Origin of the sequence: Nocardia brasiliensis NBRC 14402 (assembly GCF_000308475.2) — a bacterium.
Lineage (GTDB): Bacteria > Actinomycetota > Actinomycetes > Mycobacteriales > Mycobacteriaceae > Nocardia > Nocardia brasiliensis.
The window spans coordinates 1-18,780 of record NZ_BAFT02000046.1; the positions used below are offsets into that span (position 1 = coordinate 1).

General features: G+C 70.1%; 18 protein-coding genes and 2 pseudogenes. 10 read left to right on the forward strand and 10 right to left on the reverse strand.

The window, feature by feature from the left end; all coding sequences use genetic code 11:
• Positions 1–252 (forward strand): annotated as a pseudogene (locus TY25_RS43215) (hypothetical protein); the annotation flags it as partial.
• A 357-nt stretch (positions 253–609) separates the two neighbouring features.
• The gene (locus TY25_RS43535) at positions 610–1,140 is read left to right on the forward strand and encodes a hypothetical protein (protein WP_042256716.1); all 531 of its coding nucleotides are present in this window, start codon (positions 610–612) and stop codon (positions 1,138–1,140) included.
• 73 nt (positions 1,141–1,213) lie between these two features.
• On the opposite strand, the gene TY25_RS14935 is transcribed toward TY25_RS43535, so the two are convergent.
• Genes TY25_RS14935 through TY25_RS14950 form a run of 4 tightly spaced genes read right to left on the reverse strand, consistent with a single transcriptional unit; the run spans position 1,214 to position 5,477 of the window.
• Positions 1,214–1,978 (reverse strand): 3-oxoacyl-ACP reductase, encoded by a 765-nt coding sequence (locus TY25_RS14935; RefSeq protein WP_042256717.1) that lies wholly within the window; start codon positions 1,976–1,978, stop codon positions 1,214–1,216.
• Between the two features lie 28 nt (positions 1,979–2,006).
• Positions 2,007–3,368: an aldehyde dehydrogenase family protein gene (locus TY25_RS14940; protein WP_042256718.1), complete on the reverse strand. Its 1,362-nt coding sequence runs from the start codon at positions 3,366–3,368 to the stop codon at positions 2,007–2,009.
• Positions 3,365–4,132, reverse strand: a complete 768-nt coding sequence (locus TY25_RS14945) for a gamma-glutamyl-gamma-aminobutyrate hydrolase family protein (protein WP_081868881.1) — start codon at positions 4,130–4,132, stop codon at positions 3,365–3,367. Before TY25_RS14945 ends, TY25_RS14940 begins: the two co-directional genes overlap by 4 nt.
• Entirely contained in the window at positions 4,113–5,477 is a 1,365-nt protein-coding gene (locus TY25_RS14950; protein ID WP_081868882.1) for a glutamine synthetase family protein, read from the reverse strand. The genes TY25_RS14945 and TY25_RS14950 overlap by 20 nt, the downstream gene beginning before the upstream one ends.
• Positions 5,478–5,706: 229 nt before the next feature.
• Between TY25_RS14950 and TY25_RS14955 the strand changes: the two genes are divergently transcribed.
• Positions 5,707–6,675, forward strand: a complete 969-nt coding sequence (locus TY25_RS14955) for an Acg family FMN-binding oxidoreductase (RefSeq protein WP_042256721.1) — start codon at positions 5,707–5,709, stop codon at positions 6,673–6,675.
• Between the two features lie 4 nt (positions 6,676–6,679).
• Here TY25_RS14955 and TY25_RS14960 read toward each other — a convergent pair whose 3' ends face one another.
• On the reverse strand, positions 6,680–7,330 hold the full coding sequence (locus tag TY25_RS14960; RefSeq protein WP_042256722.1) for a response regulator: 651 nt from the start codon (positions 7,328–7,330) through the stop codon (positions 6,680–6,682).
• Between the two features lie 82 nt (positions 7,331–7,412).
• Positions 7,413–8,255, reverse strand: coding sequence for a type 1 periplasmic-binding domain-containing protein (locus TY25_RS43645; RefSeq protein ID WP_201773670.1), 843 nt, complete (start codon positions 8,253–8,255; stop codon positions 7,413–7,415).
• A gap of 49 nt (positions 8,256–8,304) precedes the next feature.
• On the opposite strand from TY25_RS43645, the gene TY25_RS43650 reads away from it, so the two are divergent.
• Positions 8,305–8,988 carry a hypothetical protein gene (locus TY25_RS43650; protein WP_201773671.1) on the forward strand — a complete coding sequence of 228 codons (684 nt, stop codon included), beginning with the start codon at positions 8,305–8,307 and terminating at the stop codon, positions 8,986–8,988.
• A gap of 43 nt (positions 8,989–9,031) precedes the next feature.
• On the opposite strand, the gene TY25_RS14970 is transcribed toward TY25_RS43650, so the two are convergent.
• From TY25_RS14970 to TY25_RS14980, 3 genes are all read right to left on the reverse strand, one after another.
• The gene (locus TY25_RS14970) at positions 9,032–10,972 is read right to left on the reverse strand and encodes a hypothetical protein (RefSeq protein WP_088607162.1); all 1,941 of its coding nucleotides are present in this window, start codon (positions 10,970–10,972) and stop codon (positions 9,032–9,034) included.
• 138 nt (positions 10,973–11,110) lie between these two features.
• Positions 11,111–12,424 (reverse strand): lipase family protein, encoded by a 1,314-nt coding sequence (locus TY25_RS14975; RefSeq protein WP_042256723.1) that lies wholly within the window; start codon positions 12,422–12,424, stop codon positions 11,111–11,113.
• A gap of 151 nt (positions 12,425–12,575) precedes the next feature.
• On the reverse strand, positions 12,576–13,697 hold the full coding sequence (locus TY25_RS14980) for an esterase/lipase family protein (RefSeq protein WP_042256724.1): 1,122 nt from the start codon (positions 13,695–13,697) through the stop codon (positions 12,576–12,578).
• Positions 13,698–14,018: 321 nt separating this feature from the next.
• On the opposite strand from TY25_RS14980, the pseudogene TY25_RS44870 reads away from it, so the two are divergent.
• A pseudogene (locus TY25_RS44870) lies at positions 14,019–14,363 on the forward strand (RsbRD N-terminal domain-containing protein); the annotation flags it as partial.
• Between the two features lie 90 nt (positions 14,364–14,453).
• On the opposite strand, the gene TY25_RS44045 reads toward TY25_RS44870, so the two are convergent.
• Positions 14,454–14,735, reverse strand: a complete 282-nt coding sequence (locus TY25_RS44045) for a hypothetical protein (protein ID WP_236639118.1) — start codon at positions 14,733–14,735, stop codon at positions 14,454–14,456.
• A gap of 133 nt (positions 14,736–14,868) precedes the next feature.
• Here TY25_RS44045 and TY25_RS44050 point away from each other — a divergent pair, with 133 nt between their 5' ends.
• The 5 genes from TY25_RS44050 to TY25_RS15005 all read left to right on the forward strand — a co-directional run bounded on the left by TY25_RS44050 (position 14,869) and on the right by TY25_RS15005 (position 18,643).
• Entirely contained in the window at positions 14,869–15,198 is a 330-nt protein-coding gene (locus TY25_RS44050) for a helix-turn-helix domain-containing protein (RefSeq protein ID WP_236639119.1), read from the forward strand.
• Between the two features lie 403 nt (positions 15,199–15,601).
• Entirely contained in the window at positions 15,602–16,000 is a 399-nt protein-coding gene (locus TY25_RS14990; protein ID WP_042256725.1) for a TOBE domain-containing protein, read from the forward strand.
• Between the two features lie 11 nt (positions 16,001–16,011).
• Positions 16,012–16,791, forward strand: a complete 780-nt coding sequence (gene modA / locus TY25_RS14995; protein WP_042256727.1) for a molybdate ABC transporter substrate-binding protein — start codon at positions 16,012–16,014, stop codon at positions 16,789–16,791.
• Positions 16,788–17,597, forward strand: a complete 810-nt coding sequence (gene modB / locus TY25_RS15000; protein WP_042256728.1) for a molybdate ABC transporter permease subunit — start codon at positions 16,788–16,790, stop codon at positions 17,595–17,597. Before modA ends, modB begins: the two co-directional genes overlap by 4 nt.
• Positions 17,594–18,643, forward strand: a complete 1,050-nt coding sequence (locus TY25_RS15005; RefSeq protein WP_042256729.1) for an ABC transporter ATP-binding protein — start codon at positions 17,594–17,596, stop codon at positions 18,641–18,643. The genes modB and TY25_RS15005 overlap by 4 nt, the downstream gene beginning before the upstream one ends.
• Positions 18,644–18,780 lie beyond the last annotated feature (137 nt).

Sequence of the window (18,780 nt, forward strand, 5' to 3'; positions counted from 1 at the left end):
GGCGGCGCACAGGTCGGCCCCGACGGCGGCACCCTGCAGGGCGGCGCGCAGGGACCGGGCGGCGCGGGCGCGAACGGCGGCGCGCAAGTCGGCCCGAACGGCGGCGGCGCACAGGGCGGCGGCCAGTTGCCGGATCCGTCCGATCTGCTCAACGACCTGCCCGGCAGCGATCTGCTCAACGGCCTGCCCGGCATGGGCGGGAACGGCGGGGCGGCCTTGCCCGGCCTGCCGGACCTGAAGCTGCCGTTCTAGTTCCGGCAGCCAGGTATCCCAGGGCGGTGCGGACCGCCCGACGGTTTCGCTGACGGCCGCCACGCGGCGCACCCGGTAGCCGCGCCTCTTGCCGGCGATCAGGAGGTATCGGCCGCAGCGAACCAGAGTCGTTCGGCGTCGTCGCCGGGTCATGCTCGGCGACGACGCCGTACGACACACGTTCGACAGCGGCGCGGGGGAACGCACTGGCGGCCGAACCCGGCGACCGACCGAAAAGGAGCAGCAAGACAGGTCTTTTTCACGCATTGTGCCGAGCCGGTGACGAGTTGAGCGTTTGATGTTCGAGTACGCATGTACCACTTCGAGGCGAGACATCGAGACGAGAAGGGGCTACACATGAAGCGCACGATCGGGATCGCGGCCGCCGCTGGGCTGACCGCGACATGCATGTTCGCGGGCATCGCCGCAGGCGCGCCCGACTCGGCCGCACCGGCCGCACCGGCCGCCGCCGCACCGGCGGCACCCGCACCAGCACCGGCCGCACCCGCACAAGCGGCACCCGCACAAGCGGCACCCGCACCGGACGCACAGGCCGCACCCGCACAAGCGGCACCCGCACCGGACGCACCGGCCGCACCCGCACAAGCGGCACCCGCACCGGACGCACAGGGGGCTCCCGCACCGGGCGGCGCGACTCCGGCCGCCCCCGGCGCGCCTGCTCCTGGCGGGACCGGCACTCCGGATGCGGCGGCACCGAGCGGTGGCACCGGCGGCGACTCGGGCACCCCGGCAGCCCCGGGTGGCGGGGCACAGAGCGACCAGGGCGCGCAGGACAAGGGCCTGGCGGGCAACGTGCAGACCTTGACCGACAGCTTGAGCAAGCTGAACGATCTGCTGAAGCCGCCCGCTCCGGCCGCGACACCGTAGCGTCACGGTACCGAATACCGAACTCCCGCACCTGCTTCGGGGAAGCGGTGCGGGAGTTCGGCGTTCGCCGGGCCTACAGCGGCGTCACATAGGCACCGGAGATCCCGCCGTCCACGAGGAACTGGGACGCGGTGATGAACGAGGCGTCGTCACTGGCGAGAAACGCCACCGCGGCGGCGATTTCCTCGGGTTCGGCGAAGCGCCCGGTCGGAATGTGCACCAGGCGCCGGGCCGCGCGCTCCGGGTCCTTGGCGAACAGTTCCTGCAGCAGTGGCGTGTTCACCGGCCCCGGGCACAGCGCGTTGACCCGAATCCCGTTGCGGGCGAATTGGACTCCGAGCTCACGGCTCATCGAGAGCACCCCGCCCTTGGACGCGGTGTAGGAGATCTGCGAGGTGGCCGCGCCCATCACCGCGACGAACGAGGCGGTGTTGATCACCGACCCCTTGCCGCGTTCGAGCATGTGCTGGATGGCGTACTTGCTGCACAGGTACACCGAGGTCAGGTTGACCTCCTGGACCCGCTGCCAGGCGTCCAGGCCGGTGGTGAGGATCGAATCGTCCTCCGGCGGTGAGATTCCCGCGTTGTTGAACGCGATGTCGAGCCCGCCGTAGCTGTCGACCGCGGTCTGGAACAGCGCCTCGACCTGGGCCTCATCGGTCACATCGACCTTGACGTACAAGCCGCCGACCTCGGTGGCGGCCGCCTCGCCGCCGGCCGCGTCGATATCGGCGACGACCACCTTCGCGCCCTCCGCGGCGAACCGACGAACCGTGGCGAGGCCGATGCCGCTCCCGCCGCCGGTGACGACGGCGACTCGATCCTGTAAGCGCTGCAAGGTATCTCCTGTCGGGTATTGATGTTCGCTAGTGGGTGGCGAGGAAGACGTTCTTGGTCTCGGTGAACGCCAGCGCGGCGTCGGGCCCGAGTTCCCGGCCGAGGCCGGACTGTTTGAATCCGCCGAACGGCGTCCAATACCGCACGGAGGAATGCGAATTCACCGAGAGATTGCCCGCCTCGACCCCGCGGGAGACCCGCAGCGCCCGGCCGACGTCGTTGGTCCAGATGGAGCCGGACAGCCCGTACTCGGTGTCGTTGGCGATCCGGATGGCGTCGGCCTCGTCCTCGAACGGCACCACCGCGACCACCGGGCCGAACACCTCCTCGGTGAGCACCCGGTCGGTGGGCGAGTCGGGCAGCACAACCGTTGGCGGATACCAGAATCCGGGGCCGTCGGGGTGCGTGCCGGTGAACGCCACCTTGGTCGACGGCTCGACGAACCCGGCCACCCGCTCGCGGTGCGCGGCCGAGATGAGCGGCCCCATCTCGGTGGCCTCCACAGCCGGGTCGCCGACCACCACGCCGCGCACGGCAGGCTCGAGCAGTTCGAGGAATCGGTCGAAGACAGTACGCTGCACCAGAATCCGGGAGCGGGCGCAGCAGTCCTGGCCCGCGTTGTCGAACACGCCGTACGGCGCGGTGGCGGCCGCCCGGTCCAGATCCGCGTCGGCGAACACGATATTGGCGCTCTTTCCGCCCAATTCGAGGGTCACCCGCTTCACCTGCTGCGCGCAGCCGGCCATGATCTGGGTGCCGACCTCGGTCGAGCCGGTGAACACCACCTTGCGCACCGCGGGGTGGGTGACGAACCGCTGGCCCACGATCGAGCCTTTTCCGGGCAGCACCTGGAACACGTCCGCCGGCAGCCCGGCTTCGAGCGCCAGCTCCCCCAGCCGGATCGCGGTCAGCGGCGTGAGTTCGGCGGGCTTGAGCACGACCGTATTACCGGCCGCCAGCGCGGGCGCGAAACCCCAGCCCGCGATCGGCATCGGGAAGTTCCACGGCACGATCACCCCGACCACGCCGAGCGGTTCGTGGAAGGTGATGTCGACCCCGCCCGCCACCGGAATCTGCTGGCCGAGCAACCTTTCCGGGATACCGGCCGCGTAGTGCAGCACGTCGCGGACGTTGCCCGCCTCCCAGCGCGCGTTGCCGATGGTGTGCCCGGAGTTGGCGACCTCCAGTTGCGCGAGCTGGTCCAGGTTCGCGTCCACGGTCTCGGCGAAGCGGCGCAGCAGCCGGGCCCGGTCGCCGGGGGCCACCTCGCGCCAGGAGACCGCGGCGCGCTGGGCCCGGTCGATCGCGGCGTCGGTCTCGGCCGCGCCGACCAGTTCGACCGTCGTCACCACCTGTTCGGTCGCCGGGTTGACCACTTGCGCTGTCGTCACGAGTTCCGCTCCCTTCGATAGTCTTCGGCCGCGGCGACCAGTGCCCCGATCAGCCTGCGGTCGACCGCATCCACCTCCGGATGCCATTGCACGCCGATCAGAAACGGGCCGTGCGGCGTCTCCACCGCCTCGATGGTGCCGTCGGACGCGTGCGCGCTGATCACCAGTCCCGGCGCCAGCCGGTCGATCGCCTGATGATGGTGACAGTGCGCCTTCACGTGCGCCCCGGCGATCGCGCCGACCCGGCTGCCCGCCACCGGCGCCACGTCGGTGACGGTGAAGCCACCGGTCGTGCCCGAATGTTCGGCGTGCCCGAGCACCTCGGGCAGATGCTGCACCAGCGTGCCGCCCAGCGCGACGTTCACCACCTGCATGCCCCGGCACACCGCGAGCACCGGCAGTTCGGCCGCGCGCGCCAGCGCGAACAACCCGAACTCGGATTCGTCGCGGTCCGGCCTGGTGTAGGTGTCGGGATGCGGTTGCGCACCGTAGCGGTCCGGGGTCACGTCGGCGCCGCCGGTGAGCACCAATCCGTCCAGTCGCGCCACCAGTTCCGCGCGGGCCACTCCGGCGGGCGGCAGCAGCACGGGGATGCCGCCCGCCGCCACGACCATCTGCACGTAGCTGTACTGCAGCACCGCGCTGTCGACGTCCCAGGAACCGAATCGGGCGCGCTCGACGTAGGTCGGCAGCCCGATCACCGGCCGTGGCCGCACCCCGGGTGCGGCCACGGGCGGCGCGGGTTCAGAGTCGTTCGAAGCCACGAATTCGCTCCCAGTCGGTGACGGCGGCGTCGAAGGCGTCCAGCTCGACCTGCGCCGCATTGCGGTAGTGCTCCACTACATCATCACCGAACGCGGTCCGCGCCACCTTGCTGTCCCCGAACAGCTGCGCCGCCTCGCGCAGCGTGCGCGGCACGCGCGGCCGCTCCGACCGATAGGCGTTGCCCTGGAACTCCGGCTCCAGCGGCAGCCGCTGCTCGATGCCGTGCAGTCCGGCCGCGATGGCGGCGGCCACGGCGAGATAGGGGTTCACGTCCCCGCCGGGCACCCGGTTCTCCAGCCGCAGCGACGGCCCGTGCCCCACCACCCGCAACGCGCAGGTCCGGTTGTCGCGCCCCCAGGCGACCGCGGTCGGCGCGAAGCTGCCCGAGACGAATCGCTTGTAGGAGTTGATGTTCGGCGCGAGCAGGTAGGTGAACTCGCGCAGGCAGTCCAGCTGGCCCGCGACGAAATGGCGCATCAGCGGCGACCAGCCGCCGGGCTCGTCGCCCGCCAGTACCGCCGCGTCGGACTCCCCGCGCAGGCTGATATGGATATGGCACGAGTTACCTTCGCGCTCATTGTATTTGGCCATGAAGGTGAGACTGCGCCCCTCCTGGGCCGCGATCTCCTTCGCGCCGGTCTTGTAGATGCTGTGGTTGTCGCACGTGGTCAGCGCGTCGTCGTAGCGGAACGTGATCTCGTGCTGGCCGGGGTTGCACTCCCCCTTGGCCGACTCGCAATACATTCCCGCGCCGTCCATTTCGGTGCGAATGCGCCGCAGCAGGGGCTCCAGCCGGGCGGTGCCGAGCATCGAATAGTCGACGTTGTACTGGTTGGCCGGGCGCAGCTCCCGATAGCCGGCCGACCACGCGGCCTCGTAACTGTCGTCGAACACCAGGAATTCGAGTTCGGTGCCGACGAACGCGCGCAGTCCGTGCTCGGCCAAGCGGGCGAGCTGGGCCCGCAGCACCTGTCGCGGCGAGACCGGCACCGGCTTACCGGCGGGCTCCACGTGCTCGACGTCGCACAGCACCAGCGCGGTACCCGGCCACCACGGCACCAGCCGCAAGGTGTTCAGGTCCGGCCGCAGCACGAAATCCCCGTATCCGGTGTCCCAGGACGACATCGAGTATCCGGCCACCGTCGTCATGTCCACGTCGACGGCGAGCAGGTAGTTGCACGCCTCGGTCGCGTGCTCCACCACCTCGTCCAGGAAATATCTTGCCGCACAACGTTTTCCCTGTAACCGACCCTGCATGTCGGTCATCGCGACCAGCACCGTATCGATGCGCCCGGCCTCGACCTGCTCCCGCAACTGCGTCAGACTCAACATCCCGCTACGCATCAACAGCCCCTCTCGGCACCAACCGTGCTCACGCTAGAGCAAACTCGGCAGTTTTGTGATCGGACACACAAACCCGCTGCGCGCGTGCGTCGAGCGGACCGATGGTCCCGACTTTTCGGGACCTTCAGATCAATGTCGGACGCCGCGCTCGTCCGGACACTTGGCTCGGTAGGGCTCGTGCGCGTATCCGATCGCGCCGTGCCGCATCGAGCTAGGAGGCACTGAATCCATGGGCTGTGCACAGCCGGACGCCGATACCGTCGAGGCCGCGCTCGCGATGGCGGTCCGCGCGCCCTCGGTACACAACAGCCAGCCGTGGCGCTGGCGGATCGCCGGCGAGGCGATCCAGCTGTATGCCGACCCGGGCCGCCACCTCGTCGCGACCGATCCACAACAGCGCGGACTGATCCTCAGTTGTGGTGCGGCACTGCATCATCTGCGGGTGGCGCTGGCCGTGCTCGGCTGGTCGGCCGCGGTCGAGCACCTGCCCGATCCCGGCGATCCCGATTATCTCGCCACCGTCACCCTGACCCCGTACGCGCCGACCCTCACCGATTTCGAGCTCAGCGCCGCCCTGGTGCACCGGCAGTCCGACCGCCGGCGCTACAGCTCGTGGCAGGTGCCGCCCGGCTACCTGCGCACCGTCGCGACCCGCGCGGCACAGTACGGCGCGGTGGTGCGGCAGGTCCCGGACGGGCTGCGCGCCCGCCTCGCCCGGCCCGCCCGCGACGCGGTGGCCCGGCACGCGGCCGACCCCGCATACCAGCTCGAACTGGCGGCATGGAGCGGTCGCCGCGGCACACCCGACGGCGTGCCCGCGGTGAACAGCCCGCGGCCGCGGGCCCGCGACGAGATCCCGGTGCGGACCTTCACCGATCCGGCACTCGTGGACCGCACCCTGCATCCGGACGCCGCGGAGTGGCTGGTCGTCTGCACCCCGTCCGACGATCGGATGTCGCGGCTACGCGCGGGCGAGGCACTGAGCGCCGCCCTGCTGACCGCCACCGATCTGGGCCTGTCCAGCTGCCTGCAAACCGAACCGCTCGGCGTACCGGAGCTGCGCGCGGACATCCGGACCCAGGTGCTGTACGACTGCGCCTATCCGCAGGCCATGCTGCGCGTCGGCTGGGTGCCGACGAGTGTCGCGCCGCTGCCGCACACCCCGCGCCGGCCGATCGCCGACGTCATCGATCGCTAGGAACTCAGTCGGCACGCTGCTCGGGCAGGCCGAGCTTGGTGGCCAGCACCGCGGCCTGGGTGCGACCGCCGACATCGAGTTTCGCGAGCAGCTGCGAGACGTAGTTCTTGACGGTCTTCTCCGACAAGAACATCCGGCGCGCGATCTGCCGGTTGGTCAGTCCTTCGCCGAGCATGCCGAGCACCGTGCGCTCCCGGTCGGACAGCGTCGCGAGCGGGCCGTGCTCGGCCGCGTGCTGGGTGCGCAGCTTCGTCATCAGCGCGGCGACGGCCCGATCGTCGAGCAGTGAGCGGCCGGCGCCGACCGCGCGAATCGCCTCGACCAGTTCCTGCCCGCGGATGTCCTTGACCAGGAATCCGCTGGCACCGGCCAGCACTGCGCCGATCATCGACTGCTCGTCGACGAACGAGGTGAGCATCAGGCAGCGCAATCCCGGTGTCGCCGCGAGCAGATCGCGGCACAGCTCGACCCCGCTGCCGTCGGGCAGCCGGATGTCGAGCACCGCGACATCGGGGCGCAGCGGCGGCACCCGGCGCCGTGCCTGCGCGCAGGTCGCCGCCTCGCCGACCACCGCGAGATCGGCGTGGCCGTCGACGAGGTCGCGGATGCCGAGGCGGACGATCTCGTGATCGTCGACCAGGAACACTCTCGCCATCGCGGCACCGCCTCTCCCCCTCCGGACGCCCTGCCCCCATCTACCAGCAGTTACCCCGGCAATACCGGGTGAAACCGAGCAGTCAGCGCACGCAGGCCGGGATCGAGATGCCGGGCAACGCCTCGACCGTGGGGACGAAGGGCGGTCGATCCACCGACCGCGCGACCGGGCACAGCCGGACGACCCGCGGCCCCGGGCCGGTGCGATTGCCGCTGTTGTCGAAGACGACCGGTCCGCCCGCCCCGGGCACCGCGGTATCGGGCGCGGAGAACCCGCTGATCGTCGCGTTCACCTGGCTGCGTTGCACCGGCATGGTGGCGGGCAGCTCGCGCAGCGCGGTGTCGATGGTGGTCACCGCGTCATAGGCGTTGACCGCCCAGCCGTCGCCGATGTGCTCGGGATCGAAACCCGCGTCCCGGAAGTGCTGTTCGAACACGGCCCAGTTGGGGTTGCCCGGCTGTGGCGCGTCCGCGCCGGCCACCAGGGTGAAGAGCAGCCGTACCCGGCCGTCGGCGAAACTGGGCGAGGACAGGGCCTTGGTGCGCAGATCCTCGAGCGCCTGGTCGGCCTCTTCGGTACGCAGCCGATTGCCGTCCGAGGTGCTGAGCACCGTCACCGAGGTCGCGGCGCACTGGCCGTTCGTGTAGGCCTCGTCGAGGCTGTACAGCAGCCTGCCCAGATCGCGACCGCGAGCGATGTAGGCGATGGTGACGTCGCGCGGGGTCGAGCAGACCCGCTTGGCGGTCTGCGGGACGGTGCTCGGCTCGCTGGTGTCGAATTTGACCTCCAGCACATTGCCGCCGTATTGGCGCTGGAAGAACGGCAGGGTGGTGCAGGTGTACGGGTCCGAACCGCCGATCGGCACCATGATGAAGTCCGGCCGGACGGGCGCGACCGCGCCGAGCGCCTGCACCTGCACAGCCACCCGGAACGCCACGCGATAGAAGTAGTCCCGCGCGATGCCGCGCGGATAGGTGGATGTCGCGATCGCAGCTGTCGAACTCGGGATTGTCCGCGCGCGAGCCGTCCTGGTCGAAACCCTCGGCGGTCACCACATCGGAGACCATCGGGATCTTCGCTGCGGCCAGCACGTCCGCGACCTCGGCGGTGGTCTGGTCGCTGAGACCGATGCCCGCCACGGCGACCACGTCGGACCGGTCCGCCAGGGCGCGCGCCACCGCGAGCGGGTCACCGTCGCCGGCGTAGTCGCCGAGCTGGCCCACGACCAGACGCATGGGATGCAGGCAACCGGTGCCGTTGGCCCGGCGCTGTCCAGCCGCCATGCCCTCCAATTCGTGGACCGCCCTGCTGCCCGCCAGCTCGTCGGTCATCGTCAGCAGCACCCCGACGGTCGCCGGGGTGCCCGGGCACTCCTTGTCCGCCGCGCGATTCTGCCGATCGATCACCGCCAGCACCGGCGCGAACGCGTCCAGCTCGAAAGCGTAAGGGCCCTCGGACAATCCGACGCAGTGCCGGCCCGCCTGCCAGGCCGCGCGGTCCGGTGTCCAGCCCGCGTTGCAGGTGAACGCGTGCTGCAACCCGTCCCGGAAGGCGAACCCGGCACCGCCGAGCACGAGCAGCGCGGCAACGAGTCCCAGCCGCACCCAGTCCGTCCACGGGCGCGGAAACGGCCGCTCCGGTCTCGGAAAGACGCCTAGCCGATATCGCGATGCCACGAAAGGTCTCCTTCTGCCGCGCAGGTCATTCGAATTGGTCCGCGAGCCTGCGATAGCGATTGGCGCGCAACAGGAACGGGCCGTCAGCCGGGACGTGCTCGGCCAATTGCTCGTAGCTGTGCGCGATCCGGCGGCACAGCTCCGCCTTCAGCTCCAGCGGAGTGCCGATATCGGACTCGAACGCGGGCACCAGCGCGATCAGCACCCCGATATGCGCGCCCGAAGTGCGGGCGCGGACGGAGCTGTCCACGAACGACCCGTCCCGCCGGACCGGATCGGGCAGTTCGACGACGGCGTCGAACAACGTCAGCCACTCCGGCGCGGACAGTTCCGCCAGCAGCGTGGTGAGTTCGTCCACCACCGCCCCGCGGCCGTTCAACAGGCGGGCGTGCGCCAACCGGCCCGCTCGATCCCCGGCGGCGACGTGCTCGAGCAACGTGCCCAGTACCCGCTCGAGACCGGGGCCCTCCTCGGGGCGGGTGCGGGCCACCAGCGCGCGGAGGCCCAGCAGGCGCAGCAGCGGCGGGAGCCGCTCCGGGCCGCCCGGTGTCGTGGCCGTCCACAACGAGCGGGACTTGAACAGAATGGAATCGTGCTCGACGCCGGGCGGCAGCAGACCGACCAGCGTGAGCGCCTCGGCTTTGTGCCGCGCGGCCGACACCGTGATCAACGCGGCAGCCAGCTCGCGCCGGACCAGTTTGCGCACGCTCAAACCACGACCGAAGACCCGCAGCAGGTACTGCTCGACGGTCACGCCGGGCTCCGGGCCCGGACTGCGCAGCAGGCCGTCCAGATCCGTCAGGTGCTGCGGCTCCTCCTTGATCAGCCGCAGCACGAGCGCCGTCGCCGCGGGGTGACCGCGGGTGAGCCGGTAGACCGTGTGGCCGATGTTCTCCGACTGATACAGGTCGACGTCCTTGGCCATCAGCCGGACGTCGCTCTCGTTCAGCTCGGGCAACCGCACCCGCGCCCAGCGCGGTCCGACCAGCACCTGGGACGCCGCGTCGAGCGGCTCCGACCACACCGCGGGCGCGGGCACCAAGCCGGCCAGTTCGTCGACCAGGACACCGGAACTCGCGGCCACGATCGTCAGCGGGTCCGGCAGCTCGGCGCCGGTGGCGGCGATCGAACGCCGCACGCGCAGCACGGAACTGAGAAACGGGGTGGCGGCCTGCGCGTCGGCGTCATCGATCAGCACGAAGACGTTCGAGGTGCGCCGTTTGACCTTGGCGACGCTGTGCCGCAGGTCGGCGAGCAAGGCCCCGACCAGCACGTCGTCCACGTCGCGGCGGACCCGGGGGTCGAGGCTGCTGGCGTTGTGGCTCAGCCCGATCAGCGCGCGCTCGGCGTCGAGCCGCAGCTCCAGATCCTGATGACCGAACCACGCGGCCTTCGGTCCCCAGGTGACCCGGCCGAGCAGCCGTCCGCCCAGCAACCGGCCCACCACCGCGTCGGAGACCGTATTGGCCACGGCGGGCGCGATCACGTCGACGCCGGGCACCTTGATATTGGCGGCCAGCGAACCGGCCAGATTGATCATGTTCTGGACGAAGCCGACCAGTGCCGCACGGCGCTGATACTGGTTGAGCAGCAACCGCAGCCGGGTCAGTTGCTCGTCCGGGGGCAGGTCGCCGAAGTTCTCGGCGATGACGATCTGCGCGATCACCGACCGGGGAAACGCGACCGCGTAGCCGGGAATGTCGACGCTGAGGCCGAGCATGACCGCGGCCAGCACGGTGCGCACCGGATTGTTCAGGTCGAACGGTTGCGCCAGCGGCCGGACCAGCACCGAGGGCGTGTGCCCCTGCCATTTGGCCAGCGCCTTGCCCAGCACCGCGCTGCGGCCGGAACCGCCGCAACCCTCCAGCACCAGCACAGGTTTCGGCGGCGCCGCCACCTCACCGGCGGATACCTCGACCAATCGGTCGATCAATTCGAGTAAATCGGTGCGCCCCACAAACACCAAGCATCGCCTCCCACGGCTTGGCTGCCACCATAACAATCGGCCACCGGCGCAACAACCGTATTCAGCTCTTGGACAACGGAATTAGGGGATAAAAGCAAACCGGAAGCAGGTACCGATTCCGAAAGAACCGACCGGCTCCTATTCGCGGGCCGCCCGGATCGGGCGTGCGAACAGCATGCGCCCGAGCAAGCGGGCGAAATCCAGGTGCCCGATGAGCGCCCGCCGCGACGACACCAGCGACCAGGTGGTCTCGGTGCCCGCCGCGGGCACAGCGCGTCGCGCGAGCCGGTCGCCGAGCCAGTCGAGCATGACCGGCACGGCCGAGAACTGCAGCAGCAGATGGGTGCTGAGCCTGTCGCGCAGGTACCGGACGTGCGCACCGGCCGCCGTGTAGCGGGCGACCAGCGCGTCGACATCGGCCACGGCGATGACCTCGTCGTACACGCCCTGCACCACGAGCAGCGGCATGGCGGGCGCCTGCGCGCCCGGTTCGATGTCGGCGAGCACCGCGCGCAGCGCCGGTGCGGCCAGCAGCGCCGCGAGACCACCACGGCAGTGCTTGTCGATATCGCGGCGGGCGAAGCGGTACAGCAGCGGAAACGTCGCGGTGGTCTCGGTCGCCGCGAGCCAGGCCAGGTACCGCGCGTCCAGGTGGGCACGCAGCAGACGATCGAGATCCGGGTAGGCGCGGCGCAGTCCCGCGGTGAAGACCGCGGCGAAACCGGCGAACAGCCCGCCGTTGAGCCGCACGAAAGCCTTGGCCGGATCGCCGACCGGCGAGGCCGCCACCGCACCCACCAGCGCCAGCTCCGGCGCGTACGCGGCCGCCAACTCGGCGGCCCATGCCGTGGCCAGGCCACCACCCGAATACCCCCACAGCGCGACGGGCGTGCTCGGCGTCAGGCCGAGTGGCGCGAAGGCCAGTGCGGCCCGAATGCCGTCGAGCGCACGGTGTCCGGGCTCGCGCGCCACCCCGAAGCGGCCCGCCGTACCGCCGTGATCGGGCACCGACACGGCCCAGCCGCGGGTCAGCGCGGCGGCGATGAGCGGCAACTCCAATTGCGGGATCGAGCCGGCCGCCCGGGCGCCGTGCCGCAACGCGTAGGAGGGCAGGCATTTCGAGGCGACGGCGTCGATCGCACACTGGAACGACACCAGCGGCCGCGGCACGGCCGGGTCGGCGCCCCACGGCAACAGCACTGTGGTGACCGCCACCTCGGGGACGCCGTGCAGATCCCCGGTCCGATACAGCAGCTGCCAGGCCGGAACACGCTGCCGGACAAGGCCGAACAGTGCGAGTTCGACCGCCCTGGCGCGCACCATCGCACCCGGCGGCAGCTGATCCAGCGCCGGCGGCGGCGCGTAGAACGGATCGTCCTCGGGCAGCAGCGGAAAGTCGGTGCGCGGCGCGACGACCGGACCGGTCAGGCCGCGCACGGGATCGGCACTCATGGGCTCTGCTTCCTCTCGATCGCCTCGTCGCGCCATCGGTGCCGCGCCCTGTCCTGCGGCCAACCCAACCACGCCGCGACGCGGAAATGAATTGGTGCGAAAGTCAATTCACGCTGCCCGCATTTCTCCACCGCGGGTAGTGACAGCGCGGTCAGAAACTGCCTCCGCCGCCGATCAGCCAGGGATTGAAGGTGCATTCGAGCGTCGGATAGGCGACTGGATCGAGCGCGTGCAGCACGATCGAGGCCGCGCGCGGCGAGTACATGAGCGTGAGGTGATCGGACATGTCCTGCGCGCAGCCGTCCTGCAGCGTGATGTTGTGCACCGTGGCGTCGGCGCCCGCCCGCAGGAAGGTCCAGTCGTACGGATTCATCACCTGGTCGAAACGCGAACCGACCGAGGTGTATTCGACGCCGGGAACGGTGTCGCCCGTGGCGTTCAAGGTGGCATAGAACGCAGAACCCACGGCTTGTTGAATATTGGCGAAGCCGACCAGGGGCTCGTAGAAGCCGAGGATGTCCACGCCGAGGTTGTTGATCAGCCGGCCCAGCGTGGCGATGCCGAGCAGCGAGGTGCCGTGATGGGTGGCGCCGAAACTGACCAGCCTGCGCACCTTCGGCGCACCGCCCTCGAATTTCAGGTACTGGTTGGCCACCGTGCCGCCCTGCGAATGCGCGACAATATCCACCGTTTCCGCGCCCGTGGCCGCCTGCACCCGGTCGACGAATCGGCTCAGCTGCCGCGCGGAATCCTCCATCCGGCCGACCCCGTACCGGCCGGGCAGCACCGGCCCGAGACCACCGCCCGTCAGCAGACCGGAACGACCGAAATTGAAGGCGAACACGCAATATCCGGCGCGGGCGAGGCGCGGTGCGAGATAGGCGAAGCTGTCGTAGGCGTTGAGCCAGGTGCCGTGCAACAGCACCACCGGCTGCGGGTGCGCGGCGCTCGGCTGACAATCCCAGCGGTTCGCGCCCGGCGGCGCGGCATCGGGATGAGTCAGCCCATAGGCGAAAGCGCTTAAGTAGGACGACGTTTCCGGCCCTTCACCGAGCACGTCCGACGCATAACTGAGCGCACCGCTGCTTCCGGTATCCAGGACGGCTCGCGGCTGCCTGCCGTCCGCCGCCGGTGCCAGCCCGGCGTCGATCGCCGCCACGAGTGCCGATTCGGCCGGGTCACCGCTCGCCGCACCGGAACCGAGCAGTGTGGCGACGGTCAGGCCCGCGGTGAGCGCGGCGCCGAGCAGGGCGCGCATGGCGTTGTGCGTCATTGCAAGCATGTCAGTTCACATTCCCATCAAACGATTTCGCGCTCCGTACGCGAATCGACGACACCACTGTGATGCGGGTCATATCGGAGGCGTAATCGAATCTATGGCGGTGGCCGCCGCGATGTCACTGCACGTCGGCGAGAACAATCGGGCGGCGAGATTGTTGCGCGCACCAAAGTTTCGCTCGATGTGCCGGTTGTCTTGCCGCGCAAACCTGTCGTTGGAAACAATCGGCACATGTCCGCCATCCTTTCGCCGCCGACCGATCGCGCCGCACTGGTGACCCGGCTGCTCACCCGCTGGCCGCAGATCTCCGAACGCATGCTGGCCGCCGGACTCGGCACCACCGCGCCCACGGCGGATCTGCCGGAAGGACATTTCACCGCCGAGGTGCTGCCCGCGATCTACGCGTGCGGCCGAGCCGTCCTGCAGGCCATCGGCGAAGAGCGGGAGTTCACCAGAGCCGAGGTGGCGGCGTTCGTCGCGCCGGTCGCCCAGCGGCACGCGGCCGACCGTATTCCGTTGTCGCTGTTGATCGAAGCGATGCACGGCTCCGCCCAGTCGGTGCTGCACGAGGCGGCGGCCCTGGCTGGCACCGCCGAGCTGGACGAGTTGGTCGTCGTCGTCAGCAGGCTGCTCGAACTGCTGATGCACATCAACATCACCGTCGTCGAGACCTACGCCGAGGTCGAGCAGTCCATCTATCACACCGAACGCGAGGCGCGCCGCGCACTGTGCGCGGCACTGCTCGGCGGGCTACCCGCCGAAGAACTGGCCGCGCGCGCCGATACCGCGCTCGCGGAGCGATACACGGTGCTGGCCATCCACATTCGCCACGAAGATCACCCGAGCGCCGTCGCCGGGCTCCTCAGCAGGCGGCGGATCAGAATTCTGCAGCGCGCCCTGGACGCGCTCGCGGGCACCACGGCGCTGGCCACCTTCGACGGCTCGACCGGAATCGCCCTGCTGCCCACCGGCACCGAGCACGCTCCCGCCGAACAGCCCTTCGAGCAGCTCGCGGCAGAACTCGCCGGGCACTTCGGCGTCGCGGTGTTCGTCACCGAATATCGTTGCGTCGCCAGGGAATCGGTACCGCAGATCGCGCGCGAAGCCACCGAACTCGCCGAACTGGCCCGCCTGCTGGGCCGACCGGCCGGCTGCTATCGCCTCGATGATCTGCTACTCGAATATCAGCTCACCCGTCCCGGACCGCCGGGACCGATTGGCCGAGCGGATCACGCCGATCCTGGACAGTCCCCACCTCATCGAAGCCCTCGACGCACATCTGCGCCACGGCACCGACCGCAAGACCGCGGCCGCGGGCATCCACATCCACCCCAATACCTTCAGTTACCGCCTGCGCCGCATCGCCGACCTCACCGGCATCGATCCCGGCGAACCCGACGGATCGCGGCTGCTCGCCGCGGCGGCGCTGATCCATCGCCTGTTCCCGGCGGCCGACGCGAACGCCGGGACGCCGCCGGGACAGCACCTCGTCTAGATGACGTGCCAGGCCTGCAGCAGGTAGGTGATGTTGGCGGCAATGGACGTGACTACGTTCGCCAGATTCAACGCGGACGAACCCAGATCGATAAGCGGCACCGAAATTCCTCCATCAGATGGGACTGCGAAATCCCCTTCAATGTAGTGATCGACGGTGGCGTACGCGCTGCTCGAGCGGTGCTGGAGCGACCGGTGCCGACGCGGTCATCCCATGAAAAGGCATGCCCGGACGGCGGTTTCGGCACGCCTGGCGGGCAATGGCCATGCGGCCGCTGTGAGGGAGTTCACCGCGGCTCTCGTCACAATCGCCACAGCAGGCCCATTCCGGAGGTATCGGTCGCGTCCCGCCGCCGCGGCAGCTGACCCTTGATTTCCGCAGATGCGGAAATATACTGCCCTCTGTGTCGAATTTGCGGATCAGCGAGGTAGCGGTGCTGGCGGGTGTCAGCGACGACACCGTGCGCCGGTGGATCGATCAGGGCAAGCTGACCGCGATCCAGCTCGGCAACGGACGCAAGGGCGTCCGCGGCCGGGAGCTGGCCGAATTCCTCCAGGCGACCGCCGAGACGCTGGAACCGGGCGTCACCGTCGCCGCCTCCGCCCGCAACCGCATGCGCGGCATCGTGACGCGGGTGGTCAAGGACACCGTGATGGCGCAGGTCGAAATGCAGGCCGGTCCGTTCCGGCTGGTCTCGCTGCTGAGCCGGGAATCCGTCGACGAGCTCGGGCTCGAGGTCGGCAGCGTCGCGGTGGCCTCGGTCAAATCCACCCACGTCGTCGTCGAGATTCCGGAAAGCTGATGAGATCGAACATGATTCGTTCGCTGAGTAGCGCCGCACTGGTCGGCGTCACCGTATTGAGCCTGGCCGGTTGCGGCTCGGACGACACGGCCGAGTCCGCGGGCACGGGCGGGATCGGCGGCACCGTCACGGTGTTCGCCGCGGCCTCGCTCACCGAGACCTTCACCGAACTCGGTACGCAGTTCGAGGCCGCGCACCCCGGTGTCAAGGTGGTCTACAGCTTCGGCGCCAGCTCGGCGCTGGCCGAGCAGATCAACCAGGGCGCGCCCGCCGACGTCTTCGCCTCGGCCGCGCCGAAGAACATGCGGCAGGTCCAGGACAAGGGAGAGGTGACCGTCGCGCCGGTCACCTTCGTGCGCAACCGGCTCGAGATCGCGGTTCCGAAAGGCAACCCCGGCCATATCACCGGGCTGGCCGACTTCGGCAAAACCGAACCGAAGCTCGCGCTGTGCGCCGAACAGGTGCCGTGCGGTGCCGCCGCCAAGACCGTGTTCGAGGCCGCAGGGGTCATCCCGCAGCCCGACACCCGCGAGGCCGACGTGAAAGCGGTGCTGACCAAGGTCAAGCTGGGTGAGGTCGACGCGGCGCTGGTCTACCGGACCGATGTGCGGGCGGCGGGCGACCAGGTCGCAGGCATCGACTTCGCGGAATCGAGCAAGGCGATCAACGACTATCCGGTCGCGCCGCTCGCGCACGCCCCCAACGCGGCTGCGGCCGCCGCGTTCGTCGAGTTCGTGCAGTCGCCGCAGGCCCGCGCCGTGTTCACCGAGGCGGGATTCGACAACCCGTGACCCGGACGGTGCGGCGGACGGCCACGGGGCGGCGACCGCTCGTCCTGCTGCTGCCCGCACTGTGCGCGCTGGCGTTCTTACTGGTGCCGCTCGTCGGCCTGCTGTGGCGGACGCCGTGGCGCGGCCTGCCGGACCGCCTGTTCAACGCCGAAGTCGGTCAGGCCCTGCAACTTTCGCTGGTGTGCGCGAGCTCGGCGACGGTGCTCTGCTTGCTGTTCGGCGTACCGCTGGCGTGGCTGCTCGCGCGCGGCGACCTCCCCGGACGCGGGGTGCTGCGCGCTTTGGTCACCGTGCCGCTGGTGCTGCCGCCGGTGGTCGGCGGTGTCGCGCTGCTGCTCGTGCTGGGCAGGCGCGGGTTGATCGGGCGGCATCTGTACGAATGGTTCGGCGTCTCACTACCTTTCACCACCGCCGGGGTGATCGTCGCGGAGGCGTTCGTCGCGATGCCGTTCCTGGTGATCTCGGTGGAAGGCGCGCTGCGGGCGGCGGATCCCCGCTTCGAGGAGGCGGCGGCCACCCTGGGAGCCTCGCGCTGGCTGGCCTTCCGGCGGGTCACGCTGCCCTCGGTGCTGCCCGGCGTCGTCGCGGGCGGGGTGCTGTGCTGGGCACGGGCGCTCGGCGAATTCGGAGCCACGATCACGTTCGCGGGCAACTTCCCCGGCAAGACCACCACCATGCCGCTCGCGGTCTACCTCGCCCTGGAATCCGACCCCGAGGACGCGATCGTGCTCAGCCTGGTGCTGCTCACCGTGTCGGTGGTGGTGCTGGTCGCGTTGCGCGAGCGGTGGATCCGAGGCGCGGTATGAGCCTGGCCGCCGAACTACGGGTCACCCGCGGGCAATTCGAACTCGATCTGCGGTTGTCCGTGGCGCCCGGGGAAGTCGTCGCCCTGCTCGGCCCCAACGGCGCGGGCAAGACCACCGCGCTGCGGGCGCTGGCGGGGCTGACGCCGCTGACCGCCGGTGCGCTGCAGATCGGCGAAAAGGTCTGGGACGCACCGCCGAAGGTGTTCGTGCCCGCCGAACGCCGCGAGGTCGGCGTGGTGTTCCAGGACTATCTGCTGTTCGGTCACCTCAGCGCCGTGGACAATGTCGCGTTCGGGTTGCGGGCGCGCGGCAGCCGGCGCGCGGTCGCCCGGGAACGGGCCGCACAGTGGCTGGACCGGGTGGGGCTCGCCGAGCAGGCGCACGCGAAACCGCGCGCGCTGTCCGGCGGGCAGGCCCAGCGCGTCGCGCTGGCGCGGGCGCTGGCCACCGAGCCCGCGCTGCTGCTCCTGGACGAGCCGCTGGCCGCGCTCGACGCGAGTACCCGGCTGCGGGTGCGCGCCGACCTGGCCCATCACCTCGCCGACTACCCGGGTCACACCGTGCTCGTCACGCACGATCCACTCGACGCCATGGTGCTGGCCGACCGGCTGATCATCCTGGAGCACGGCCGGGTCGTGCAGGAGGGTGCGCCGAGCGAGGTCGCGCGGCGGCCGCGCTCCGACTACGTGGCAAACCTGGTGGGCCTCAACCTGTATCGCGGCCGAGCCGCGGGCACCACGGTCGAACTCGACGCGGGCGGCACCCTCACCGTCGCCGAACCCGGCAGCGGCCCGGTGCACGTGGCCTTCCCGCCCACCGCCGTCAGCCTGCACCCCGAACAACCCGCCGGCAGCCAGCGCAACACCTGGCCCGTCACCATCGCCGGCCTGGAACAGCACGCCCACACCATCCGGGTCCGCCTCGACGGCGCCCCACCCGTCCTCGCCGACGTCACCCCCGCCACCGTCGCCGACCTCCGCCTGCAACCCGGCATCCGACTCTGGGCCGCCGTAAAAGCCACCGAAACACACACCTATCCGTCCTGAATCGCAGTGCGGCACACCTCCGAGCAGGCCCTCCGCCAACCCGACCGCACAATCGGTGTGCGACGTCCACGGCGTGTCGTACCCCCGAAAACCCTTGAGCCCCAATTCTTGTCGGTACCCACTGGCACGCTGCGTGC